At 35.3% G+C, this 11,987-nt stretch carries 12 protein-coding genes; 1 reads left to right on the top strand and 11 read right to left on the bottom strand.

Annotated features, from left to right (window positions below; all coding sequences use genetic code 11):
* Positions 1–146 precede the first annotated feature (146 nt).
* From ACWG0P_RS14160 to ACWG0P_RS14150, 3 genes are all read right to left on the bottom strand, one after another.
* Positions 147–986, bottom strand: a complete 840-nt coding sequence (locus tag ACWG0P_RS14160) for a DegV family protein (RefSeq protein WP_455802289.1) — start codon at positions 984–986, stop codon at positions 147–149.
* 300 nt (positions 987–1,286) lie between these two features.
* Positions 1,287–1,472 carry an XRE family transcriptional regulator gene (locus tag ACWG0P_RS14155; protein WP_455802288.1) on the bottom strand — a complete coding sequence of 62 codons (186 nt, stop codon included), beginning with the start codon at positions 1,470–1,472 and terminating at the stop codon, positions 1,287–1,289.
* A gap of 189 nt (positions 1,473–1,661) precedes the next feature.
* Positions 1,662–1,943: a hypothetical protein gene (locus ACWG0P_RS14150; protein WP_455802287.1), complete on the bottom strand. Its 282-nt coding sequence runs from the start codon at positions 1,941–1,943 to the stop codon at positions 1,662–1,664.
* Positions 1,944–2,055: 112 nt separating this feature from the next.
* Between ACWG0P_RS14150 and ACWG0P_RS14145 the strand changes: the two genes are divergently transcribed.
* On the top strand, positions 2,056–2,253 hold the full coding sequence (locus ACWG0P_RS14145; protein WP_455802286.1) for a hypothetical protein: 198 nt from the start codon (positions 2,056–2,058) through the stop codon (positions 2,251–2,253).
* A 12-nt stretch (positions 2,254–2,265) separates the two neighbouring features.
* Here the strand turns inward: ACWG0P_RS14145 and ACWG0P_RS14140 are convergent, their stop codons facing one another.
* From ACWG0P_RS14140 to ACWG0P_RS14105, 8 genes are read right to left on the bottom strand one after another with little or no spacing between them, the layout of a single operon-like run.
* Positions 2,266–3,000 carry a CHAP domain-containing protein gene (locus ACWG0P_RS14140; protein WP_455802285.1) on the bottom strand — a complete coding sequence of 245 codons (735 nt, stop codon included), beginning with the start codon at positions 2,998–3,000 and terminating at the stop codon, positions 2,266–2,268.
* Between the two features lies 1 nt (position 3,001).
* Entirely contained in the window at positions 3,002–3,313 is a 312-nt protein-coding gene (locus tag ACWG0P_RS14135; protein ID WP_455802284.1) for a hypothetical protein, read from the bottom strand.
* Between the two features lie 3 nt (positions 3,314–3,316).
* Entirely contained in the window at positions 3,317–3,610 is a 294-nt protein-coding gene (locus ACWG0P_RS14130) for a hypothetical protein (protein ID WP_455802283.1), read from the bottom strand.
* 50 nt (positions 3,611–3,660) lie between these two features.
* A complete protein-coding gene (locus tag ACWG0P_RS14125) occupies positions 3,661–3,906 on the bottom strand; it encodes a DUF3850 domain-containing protein (protein WP_455802282.1) in 246 nt (81 codons plus the stop codon).
* A 10-nt stretch (positions 3,907–3,916) separates the two neighbouring features.
* Positions 3,917–5,746, bottom strand: coding sequence for a DUF859 family phage minor structural protein (locus tag ACWG0P_RS14120; protein WP_455802281.1), 1,830 nt, complete (start codon positions 5,744–5,746; stop codon positions 3,917–3,919).
* A gap of 4 nt (positions 5,747–5,750) precedes the next feature.
* Positions 5,751–8,213: a hypothetical protein gene (locus ACWG0P_RS14115; protein WP_455802280.1), complete on the bottom strand. Its 2,463-nt coding sequence runs from the start codon at positions 8,211–8,213 to the stop codon at positions 5,751–5,753.
* Positions 8,214–8,225: 12 nt separating this feature from the next.
* Complete coding sequence (locus tag ACWG0P_RS14110) at positions 8,226–8,627, bottom strand: hypothetical protein (protein WP_455802279.1); 402 nt, start codon at positions 8,625–8,627, stop codon at positions 8,226–8,228.
* Complete coding sequence (locus tag ACWG0P_RS14105) at positions 8,628–11,861, bottom strand: hypothetical protein (RefSeq protein ID WP_455802278.1); 3,234 nt, start codon at positions 11,859–11,861, stop codon at positions 8,628–8,630.
* Positions 11,862–11,987 lie beyond the last annotated feature (126 nt).

Here is an 11,987-nt window from a genome sequence, read left to right as displayed (position 1 = left end):
ACCATTTTTTTCATAACAAAAGGCAGTAAGAGCCACATGTTTTAGGTTGAGTAGTCATCTTACTGCCTTATTTATTTTAACATATTTTAAAAAAGCTGTCGACTTCTTTGTCAACAGCCTGAAACAATAGTTGTCTATTGTTTTTTTTAATATTTCATTTTCTTAATTCTTCCAAACCCAATGGTACCAGGACCTGTATGTGACATGATAACCGCCTTAAATCTATGTTGTTCTACGGGTTGTCCAATAGCTTCCTCTAACAATATTTTTAATTCATCACTTACTTCTTGATTATAGGCATCAATGATCATCCAATCATAATCTTCAGGATTGATTCCATCCATTACAACACGGATTCCCTCTTTATAAGCTTTCTTTAAAGTACGTACTTTATCGACTAAATCTATAGAACCATGTTCTACCTTCAACAAGGGTTGAATTTTTAATAGGCCTGCTAATGCAGCTGCTGCTGGAGAAATTCTTCCACCATTCTTCAAGGAAGTTAGATTTTCAGGAATTAATATGGCATAGAGATCACATTCCTTCTCTATCTTTTCTTTTACTTGTGCACAAGTATATCCTTTCTCAAACATTGCTCGAGCATGTTTGAGAATATGAATAATAGGATAACAAACAAACTCAGAATCAACAACACACACTTTCCCCTCATACGCTTCTGCCATTGATAATGCAATACGACAAGTACCACTTAATGATTTCGTTAGAGGAATATAAAACACCTCATCATGTGTCTTTAATAATTCATCCCACATCTTCGTTAAGTCACCAATAATTGGTTGTGCGGTCTTTACCTGTTTATTTTGGTTGATTGCTTCAATAATATCTTCATCAAAGATAGTCTCTTCCTCAATATATTCAACACCATTTACAACAATTGGCATACGAACTACATGAATATCTAAACGTTGTGCCTCTTCTTTTGTGATATCAGCGCTAGAATCACATAACAATGCTATTTTCTTCATGGAATCACTCCTTAACGAAAATTATAACAATTTCCCATTATAAATACAATCAAGAAAAAAAGAATTCCTTACTCTATCCCAAAATAAATTACGTGTTTCCCCATGCTCTTTTTATTCTCATTTCGTTGATACGTTTATATAAAAAAACTCAATCCTTGGATTGAGTTCATCTTAACTTTAATGGGGCGGACGATGGGAATCATTAGATACACAAAACATACCGAAATATGCCTAATATTAGCCAATATTAGCAACATTTACAATGGTTTTAAACGTTCATTTTTGAAATTTACACCAAATTTACACCAAATTTTTTTCTAAATGAAGCATGTTTATTAAGTCCATATACACATCATAATGCATCTGTCCAACTCCAAAGATTTCGTAGTATACATACACTGCTATTGGTAACTCTAAATAATCTGAAACTTCCTTTACTGATAACTTGTTTTTATATCTCGCTTTTCTTATTATATTACTCTTCATTTTTTCTCCTCCAGTATTCTGGAAGATGACGCCATCCCCTGTAAAAATATGATATCACTATAATATAGAAAAAGGAATAATTTGGAATCGAGTTGATTCACTATTTTTAATTTTCACAACCGACCTTAAGAAAAGCCTTTATTTATCGTGTATAGTATTTTGAAATATAGTTTACAATTTTTACCAACATCAACTCACCTCGGAATCATTGACATCTTGATACGATTGTGCTTTTTTAATGCGATCTTCATATCTAAATAATTTGTTCTCAAAGTCTTGAAAATCATTCTTATATCCTTTAGCCTCACACAAATGTAGATATGATTGCCTATGTGCTTTCCAAATCTTACAGAAATACATTATGTCATTCTTAAACAAATCCTTGTTATAACGAACTCTCTTGAGTTCCGCATACTTCTCAAACGGAAGATATATGCCATCTTCTTTTTTGTACATATCATTTATACTCATAATCATCCTCCTAACTATACTTATTGTTTACTTCCTTATATATAGTATCCTTTTTGTTTACTTTCATGATATACAAGTTTTAATATGATATAACATTTTTAGGAGGTATACAATGAAAAAAATAAGGTCAACTAAAGCAGAGAAAATAATTCTATCACAGATAGACGATGTTTTAAAAGTGTTGCCACAAGATTACTATAAAGCACTCAACTATATGCTCGAAACACATCAAGGATTTAGACTTTTAATAACTATCGCTAACAATGATTATCAACAAAAAAAACAATCCTACTTCCAATTAAGGAAGTAGGGTTAGTTTTATCTAAAATGTACCATATGGTTTTACATTCACACCATTCGCATTTGTTTCTCCAACTGCAACCCAGCGACGTGTTCCGTCTTTGCCGATGTATGAGCACCAAATGTAGCCTTCACGCTTGACATAACCATCATAGTTGAAAGATAGTCCTGGTTCATACCAATCGCCTGTAAGAGCTCCTCTAGTGGTTGGCGCACGTCTAATGTTCAACTTGTCCACAGTACATGTGAATCTGTGCAATTCATGAATGAAGTCACTAGGAATAGAGTTCAACACTTCTCCTGTAGAAGGGGCAGGTGTTGGAGTTTCTTCTGCTTCAGGCAAATCCTTGTGAACAAGATAACCCAAGAACGTCATTCCTAAGTATCCGTTTGGATTCCCCTTCACGTAATCAAACATTGATCCCCCATAGTTTGATTGACTCCAAGCAATAGTGTTGGTATCAATCAACTCTTCACACACTGCAACGTGTCCGTATTGACCATAAGACCAAATCATCAACGCTCCTTCTTTGGCGTAATTAGAGCGAGTATAACCATCTGCATAGTTATCCCATAAGTCTTGTGCCCCAACTACTCTAACATCGTCTAACGGCTGATTCTTTCCTAGAATCTCACTGATACGTGCTGTCGCGTATGTAAAACAGTTAGGCATTGCAATACCACAGCGACCTACTGCATACTGGTACCACTTGCCATTTAATAAATTTGATAATGATTTTCTTGCTGTATATGACATATTATTTGTCCTCGCTTTCGTCTTTGTTAATTCCTAAATGCTCATCAATTCTATGATGAGCTGATTTTGTACTTTGTTCTACCTTTGCCACTCGTTCATTTAAAGACTGAACACTCTTTGTCACATCTTTAATATCAATGGCTATAGTGTTTGTTGTGTTGCATAACTGATCTAACTTCATATTCATTTTTACTTTGTTTTCGATATCTGCTTCATTATCCTTTTTTTCGTTTCTTCTAAAAGATAGAAATGTCATAATTCCACCAAACACCGCTATAAGTAATGCAATGCTAATAGTCGTATTACCGTCCATATTTTAACCCTGCTTCTTAATTTCTTTCACTTTAATAATTCCATCATAAATAGCAGAAGCTCCTAAGAATGCAATAAATCCAACCCATAGCCCTGCTACAAAATTCATTCCGAAGAAATATATAGTAAATACGATCCCTAGTGATAATGAAATAACTAGGTTAAACGTCCATGTTACCCATCCTTTCTTTACGATAGGTAATTCTTTTAACTTTTGCATGAGTGCAGTTTGAAGCACACTACACAACAGTGCAATCATTAAAATTTTAAACAAAATACTTGGTATTGCTAATTCCATATCTTTTCTCCTTCTCCGCCTTTGCGGTAAATAAAAAGAGCATTTCTGCTCTATTTGACATCTTTATACTTGATAAGAACATAGCCTTCTTTCAAACCTTCTTGATTTACTTTAACAAACTGCACTTGTGTCATAAAGGTTTGTCCTGTTTCTACTTCGTTATTTGTCGCAATGAACAAAACGAAGTCTGACTTCTCAATTTTTCTATCTTGATTTTGTTCTAAAACCAAATAATCAGATTCGATTATTTCATTGAATTTCTCTAAAGGCTTTTTTATCTCATGTGTTTTTGTCATATTGGTCTCCTTAAGCTGTTCTAACCCACATATAAGTAGATATTGATGGTTGTATATTTTGAGCATTTCCACTTCCGGCACTTCCAATTGAAGTTGATGCTCCATGATTATGGTCGCCCCCATAATTTGTGCGTAACCCAGTTGTATTTCCCACATTGTAAGCAAAATTTATCTTATAACCTGACTGACTACCAGTATCAAGTGAAGTAAGGCTATCGAACCATTTAATACCCTCGTGGCGATGTGAACCACTTGTCGCAATGCTCGTAGATGCACTATGGTTATGTGCTTGTAAATTTTTATGCCCTATTTTTTTACCTGGCACGCTAAAGTCAGGATCGTTTTCATCAACACCAACTAGAACTCTGCCCTGTGAGTGACGAACCCAAGTAGTACCAAAATAGATTTTATTAGGATCAAAAGTGCTCAATTGATTAGGAATAATAATGCCTATAGGAACTATCAAATCTATAATATTAATACCTTTTATACAGATGTCCCAAGCACTATCAATAACATTTTCCTTTTCCGAATACTTCCCAAATGCAACTCCATTTTGTTCTTCTCTAACGTGAAACGGAACAGAAGATGTAGGTATATTTACTTCGATTGTTGTGCTACTTTGTCCTAAAGAATCAGTAACAATTCCTGATACCACATATGTTTTTGATACCGCAATATCATTATTACCCAAAATAAAAGAAGATCCAGAAGCTCCTGTTGTGTTTTGATAAGATGTTCCGTTGATTTTGAATTCCTTACTGCTTATATAGTTCTTTCCGTTTACACTGGCACATGAATATGTAGGTGTTACCTTTATATATGCACCATTATTTGATGGAGTTCCAGCAGAATTACATCGTTCTGCTTTTATTGAAAGAGCTGGAGGTGTATTTTCGTAAACAACGATTTGTGTTATTTGATTAGTAGATATATTTCTTGAATCTACAATCGATGCTTTTATGCTAATAGTTCCCGAACGAAACGGACCAGCCGTTAGTCCATTTCCTCCATTAAATCCTTCAACACTTATTTGATACGAAACAATACTTGCCCCATACTTCGCCGTTGCTCCTTCTATGGATATTGTTGCTTTGGATTTACCTTGTACATAAATTCCCCAACTTGCAGGCACGCCATTATCTACCCTAGTTACAGAAATATTAGTAAATGAAGGAGCGCATTGAGTAGGATCTATTCGAATAGAAAGAGTCATTGATTTAGTGCCTATTAAAGTTCCGCCATTATAAGTATAAAGTGTCATAGTGCATATGCCAGACATCGCATTAGGTATTTGTGAAGCATCACTTAATGGTGGTGTAAAACTACATGACGTTGATTGATTTGTATACTCTCGTACGATACTACCAAATTGATAACGTACAGTATGAGTAAAACTAGATGATGCTCTACCTATTTCAAGTGTTATGGGTTGTCCCAAAGTTCCACCAGAGACACTTGTAAATCCGCTGGCACGTGGAATTGTTGGAAGAGTTCTTCCTCCTGTACTAGATCCATTTAACGCATAAGATGTTGATATCCCAAACCCAACTGAATAAGACCCTGTTCCATCCGCATTATGATTTATACGAATAGATGTGGTTCCTATATTATGTTCAGGATTATCATGTCTATATGCTGGTGTAAAATGTGTTCCGTGAATCCATGCATCCCTGTTATCAAATGAAACCCATGTACTTCTATCAGCTCTCAAAGTTATTCGTAAATTAACAGTAGTATAGTTTCCATCAATAGACTGTGATATCGAGTCCTCGTATAAACGTAAATACCAATTCCCTGTAGCATATCCAACATTTATTTCTTTTAATAGTGTCGCCATTATATCACTCCCATCTATTTAGTACTAAGCCAGTGCCTCTTATATGTTGCATTTGAAAAGAACCTATTCTTAATGTTTCCATAACGACTGCATGCGCTATGTGAAGTTCATTGTTGCTAATCCAAGCTACTTTTGTATTACCTTGCCAGAAAGCAAGCTCTGTATTAGAAAGAATCGCTTTAAATGGACTATTGGATGACCCAAGTTCTAAAGAAGAACCGTCAAACCGAGCCCATTCTTTAATAGTTGCTTCATCAACCTTTCCATCTACTACATCGGTCAATTTATCTACTGTGGTCTTAATGAACGATGTCGCCTCGCTAGTTATTTCTAACTGATTCTGTACACCTTTAATAATCTCTGTTGTATTTCCTAAATTCTCTTCAAGTTTACTAACAGTCAAGCCAATCTCCTCTTTAGTGAGATTCAACGCAGACTCATATGTTTCTGTTATCCTTTGTTCAGAACTACTAATATCTTTATCGATCTTATCGTTCACTTTATCTTCTAAATCGTTTACTGCTTCCCAAGTTGTATCACAAATAGGATTTGTATAGCTTATTGTTTCATCTGTAAATATACTCTTTGTTCTCGTCCATATATACTTTCCACTCGACCATACAGGAGCCGTGGAAGTCCATTCGCCACCCTCTTGCGCTTCTTTTGAAGTTGATAAATAGTATTCATTTGTAATAGATACTATGCCTTTTCCAGACTCTCCATCTATAATAAATGTAAAAGAGATAGAATCAAGGCTAATAAAGTTCTTGTTTTTAACAGTACAAATATAGGTTATCGATTTTGTACTTACCTCTGATAGTTTATTTTGAGTTACCTTAAGTACCCCATCTTCTATCACCTCTCCAGTTTGTAAATCTCCATCAGCTCTTCGCCAAGCTATTTCACATTCTTCAAGAGGAATTGAAAGCACTCCATCTTTTACTTCTGGAGTTATTAAGAGCGGATTCCATGAAGGATCAAGAACTCCTTTTGCGTAATGTTGATATAAAGGTAAGTTAGCATCTAGTCTAACCTTCAAACTTGACTCAATTACTATCGTTTCATATCCGCTATATTTCGTATATGTAGGTGTAGTAACTTTTACTTGAAATGATGCAGTACTAATTACATCATCATATGTCAAAGTGATTTGTTTGAAATGTTTGTGAAGTTCATTCCATTCTTCATCAGCGACACTATTTCCTGATTTGCGTTGCCATGTAAAAGAAATAACATCAAGAGTTGATGTAATGTCCTGCGCATCTTTCACTACTTGTGCAGACAATGTTATATCACTCACATCTCTATTTAACACTGTTCCAGATTTTATCATGTTTAATTGAATTGTTTTAAGGTCTAGATGTTCTACTTTTTCAGAAGTGTCTTTTAAATCAAGTTTTATTTTTTCTGTATCAAGAACCAATTCAGAGTATTTCTCGTTTAAACCTTCTTGTTCTTTTGCTACAATCTCCAACTTAGCTTTGTTTTGATCTGTAGTAACTTTCAATCTTTTTATCTTAACTGCATCCCCTATTTCTGCTTGCATACTCTCAAGATTCTTAGTCTTGATTTCGCCATTGATTTCTTGGATATTATAACTTCCATTCAAGAAAGTTATTTTGTAGTTAAGCATAATGAATTTAAAATATCCGTCGAACTCGATAATATCTCCAAGTCTTGTGGGATCAACAGATGCAATTCTAAAATTACTAGAAGAGAAGACATTTAGACCACCAATAACACTAAATATATAATCAACTGTTTCTTGTGAATCAATATACATATTGTCTTGTGTAAGATACAAAACATTATTAGAATCATCGCCTTTTTCAATGACTGTCACAGAGTCGTCAAAACGAACTTTTGATATTGAATATAATTCCATTACCTCTTTATCAAATTGCTCTACATCGTACTCTGTGATGTGATGTGATACATCTTTTTTTAGCTTTATGAACTTCAAACATCCATTTGGCATAGAAAAGACATTGCTAGCGGTGGATTCTGCAATCATAGATAAATGAGTTCTTATCGATAACGTGTTATCCCAAAAGTTTATTTCACGTTGAAGAGTCGTTGCTAGAATTTCACTATAATCGATAGTAATTCCTGTAATAAAAGATATTTCGTCTAATTGATCCTTTAGCCTACATGGATATTGCAACGTACTTATGTATCTATCGTCGGTCGCTCGCATACTATCATATAGTTCTAAGTTCAATTCTTCGGTCATTCTTTCTGGAGCAGTCATCACATAGAATGTTCCAATTAAGACATCATCGTCTTTAATAACAAAAGGTTTAGATAGCAATGGGCTGAATACCTTATCGACATTATCAAGAGTTATGCTGAGGCATAAAGAAGGTGTATTGCCTATCAATGTGTCTTCAACAAATTGTCCAGATATTTCCGGATTATCTAATATGTAATTGGTGTAATCTGTATCTTCTATGAATAATTTAAACAAAACTTCCACCACCTAACATTCAATTAAGGAAAAAGAAAGAGAGGCGACATAGCCTCCCATTATTTTTTCCTCTTTATACGATACATCAGCACTTCGATACATCGTCTTGTTAACTCTCTTTTTTTGTGTTCTGTCGTATACATCAACAGTGAATGTTTCGTCCATCACTAAATCCAAAATAGATTCTGCCATGCTAGGAGCTATACTTTCCCAGCTTAGGTTAATAGACATTATATTTGACCTAATTCGATTCCTACGCAACACACCAGTCGCAAAAAGGCGGATGCCCTCGTTATCCAAATCTGAAAACTGATATTCTGGTGTATTGGTTGTAAATGGCAACATAGTTCCTTTTACAAGAATCTTGCGCTTTTCATCGTCAAAATCTTTTGTAATTCCTCTGATATCTTCCATTTAACTTCCACCTTTCTTGAATAATCGTTTTCCAGTTTTAGCTTGATGTTCTTCATCCGCCTTTGACATTTGACTTTGTACAACTTTTTTATCAAGTACGATATTATTTGTTGTATAAACATCTGGTGTTTTAAATCCTCCAATCATCTTGAATGCCTCATATACCGCACGGAATACACCGCTCTCAATACCAGACACAATTTGATCGTTGTTAGCAACCGCTGGACGTCCGCCCATTGTACCAACCATTTCAACACCAGCTTCACGCGCAATGAACATTTGCCCTACATTAGGGAAACCACCGTTTGCATACATTTCAAAGCCAATTCTACTCTTGCCAACTTGAATCCCATTCCTTGTGAGTTCTGGAGTAACATATAGCTTTGTTTTTCTGCTTTCGGTTAATTTACTAAGTGCATTCGAAGCGCTAGACGTATCAGCAGTAACAGTTATTTTGGGGTTTGCTTTATCTGCCTGTTTGCTTACCTTGTCAATTGTTTTCTTCGTTGCTTCGGTAGTCTTTCCATACTTATCACTTAATTCATCAGCCATTTTTTCTACATAATTAGAACCAGATTTTGTTCCATATTCATTACTATCTTGTAATTTTTTCTTGTATGATTTTCCATCTTTGCTATCAACATCGATGCCGTATTTATCCAACAAAATCAATAATTGTTGATATTGCTGTGATTTCAAAGTCTGCACTTCTTGATTGTTTTTTCTTAGATTCGCTTGTTCATTAACAATCTGGCGAAGCTGTTTTTCAGTAATATCAATTCCAAGTTTTTGAAATGATGCTTTCAATCTTTCGTATTGCTGATTCTTAATCGTTTCTATATCAGTTCCATTATCCACATAATTGTTGTACGAATCTTGAAGTTGTCTTTTTTCTTCTGCTGACATTTCAACGCCATAACTTGTCAAATCTTTCATCATTGATTCAAAAGATTGTCCATGCGCAGATGCTTTTTCTATACAACTCTGAATGATGTAGTCACGAGATATGGTAGCTTGCAGTAATTCCTCATCCGTCATTGTTTTTACACCGCTAGTATGATTTGCGAGCTGTGAATCATAACTCATAAGCGCTTCTCCAAGTGAAGCGTAAGAAGCGGTGAGTTCTCCATGATTCCCCTTAGCAGTATCCATAACTAAAGATAATTCAGCTTGAGCGATTGCCTGTTGTTCTAACGTTCCATTCGTTTCTTGTATTTGCAGACCAAGTTCGCCCATTTGATGTTTGTTGTTTGCTAGATTAAATGTAGAAGTGTTTAAAGCTTCGTTTGCATTCAGCAAGTTGGTTCTTAATTCTGCTGTTCGATAAGACGCTTCTTGATAAGTCATACCAGGATTTGCTTTTATAAGCCTGTCAACTTCGTCATTAAACATTTTTTGTGCTTCTGTTTGTTTTCTTACTGCTTCTGCATTTTGCTTCTTTAGCTCTTTTTCTTGTTTCAATGCTTCAACATATTGTTCTTCATAAACTTGAAGTTTCAACAACTCTTTCATCTTGTCGATGTTTTGTTGTATTGCTTCTGGAGTTTTAAGCCAAATTACATAACCATCTTCTGTAATAGAAGCCGAATCGGCGCAAACTTCATTCAACTTATCAACGAGGAGTTTTGCCTCTCCAATATTTTCTACATAACCGTTTTTTCCTCCAGTTAAATCAACTAATTTTTTTAGATAATTTTCAGTGGCGGAGTACTCAACACTAGCGTCAGCAAGTGATTCCTTTGTTTTCTTTCCAAGGTCTACGATTTCGCGCTTGCTTTCATTTGTTTTTTTCGTTAAATCTGCTATTTCTTTCGCTAACTCTTTCGTTCTGTTAGCTCCATCGTCGGCAGTTGCTTGATATAAAACGATACCAGTAATTAGAAGTCCTATTCCAACGGCCACCGCCACTAAAGGATTTGTAGCTAGCCAACTAAGAGCAGTTCCTAATCCAGAAGTTATTTTACCAGCAAGCACACCAGCTTTTGTTCCAGTGTCTTTCATTGTTTCTCCAAACACATTCATCGAAACAGCACCAGTAGTAAATACTTTTTTCAAAACATTATTTGCACTTGTAAATGATGTTTTTAATTTTGATAGTACTCCATTTCCATCCGCAAATGCTATCCATAACTTTCTTAACGTACTGCTATGTTCAAGCGCTAATGTGCCTAAAGCCTTTAGCACTTTATGAGTTCCTGTCATCATACTCGTTAGTTCTACGAATTTTGCTATTTTGATAGTTGCAAACATAGCTGTAAATGCACTTCCAAGCAAAATAACCATTGCTTTGTTTTCTGCTAATCCGTTCATTAAATTAGCGAATGTTTTTAATGTATCTCCTACACCTTTCATAACAACACCAACGAGCCATCCAACTGTAGGGGCTATGTTGTTTTTAAGCCATGTTATTAAAGGTTTGACGAAGTTATCGTTCACACTGTTTGCAAGTTTTAAGAAAGCAGTTCCCAAATCCCAAATGGATTCAAACAAATACTTTCCTCCGTTATCCCACACAGAACGCCAAAATGTAGTGATTGTCGATGTGACAAGTGCTCCAGTGTCTAGCAATCCGAAAAACAAATCGGTTGCTTGTTGAAAAAATGGTCTCCATTTATCTCCAACAACATCGAAGACACCACCAAATATGTGCGCTATATCTTCTTTTGATTCGAAGATACTCGCAATTACAGAGCCCCCATATTTAATCCAACTTAATTGGAAAGGCTCAAATATATTGATATCTAAAAATCTACCAATTGTATCAGCCCAACCTAGAAGTTGCTCTTTGATTTCAGTTGCTTTCATTCGTATGTTTCCAAACAAATAATCATAGTCCTTTAATGCTTGCAGTAATCTAGGGTCTACAGAAAGACCTCCGCCAGACGAACCACTTCCGCTATCTGCGTTACTTGTAGGCTTTTGAATAACGTTCAATTTATCAAAAGAAGCCAGTTGACCTATTGCCTCTTTCAATTTCTTGTTCGTATCGCCTAATCCGTTATTAACGTCTCCTACACCATCAGAAATACCGCCCATAGAATCTTCCATTTGGTCTAAGATAGTTCCTGTTGATCCAGATGAATCTGGTATCTCGTATCCTAAGAATAGAGCAAACGTTCTAATCAATTCTTTAATAGCCATTACAAATCCGTTGATGTAAGGAAGGACAGAACCAAGGACTCCATAGAATACAGAGCCTATCCATCTACCGACTTCTGAAATTTGTTGTTGCAATACACGTAACTGATTTGCCGGTTGTTCTCATTTATGTTAACTCTATGTCACCATAGAGATCAGACTATATCATGATGCTTTTTCAAGCACCCCTCGCACTTCCAACGGAGCTAATTTCCGTTGTAC

It is taken from the genome of Amedibacillus sp. YH-ame6, from assembly GCF_053848845.1.
Note: the sequence above shows the minus strand (reverse complement) of the source record. Positions and strands in the feature narration are given on the sequence as shown.

What these genes read in the sequence shown, in the direction of transcription:
- ACWG0P_RS14160 (WP_455802289.1), bottom strand. Translation starts at nt 986, where the DNA reads ATGAAGAAAATAGCATTGTTATGTGATTCTAGCGCTGATATCACAAAA.
- ACWG0P_RS14155 (WP_455802288.1), bottom strand. Translation starts at nt 1,472, where the DNA reads ATGAAGAGTAATATAATAAGAAAAGCGAGATATAAAAACAAGTTATCA.
- ACWG0P_RS14150 (WP_455802287.1), bottom strand. Translation starts at nt 1,943, where the DNA reads ATGAGTATAAATGATATGTACAAAAAAGAAGATGGCATATATCTTCCG.
- ACWG0P_RS14145 (WP_455802286.1), top strand. Translation starts at nt 2,056, where the DNA reads ATGAAAAAAATAAGGTCAACTAAAGCAGAGAAAATAATTCTATCACAG.
- ACWG0P_RS14140 (WP_455802285.1), bottom strand. Translation starts at nt 3,000, where the DNA reads ATGTCATATACAGCAAGAAAATCATTATCAAATTTATTAAATGGCAAG.
- ACWG0P_RS14135 (WP_455802284.1), bottom strand. Translation starts at nt 3,313, where the DNA reads ATGGACGGTAATACGACTATTAGCATTGCATTACTTATAGCGGTGTTT.
- ACWG0P_RS14130 (WP_455802283.1), bottom strand. Translation starts at nt 3,610, where the DNA reads ATGGAATTAGCAATACCAAGTATTTTGTTTAAAATTTTAATGATTGCA.
- ACWG0P_RS14125 (WP_455802282.1), bottom strand. Translation starts at nt 3,906, where the DNA reads ATGACAAAAACACATGAGATAAAAAAGCCTTTAGAGAAATTCAATGAA.
- ACWG0P_RS14120 (WP_455802281.1), bottom strand. Translation starts at nt 5,746, where the DNA reads ATGGCGACACTATTAAAAGAAATAAATGTTGGATATGCTACAGGGAAT.
- ACWG0P_RS14110 (WP_455802279.1), bottom strand. Translation starts at nt 8,627, where the DNA reads ATGGAAGATATCAGAGGAATTACAAAAGATTTTGACGATGAAAAGCGC.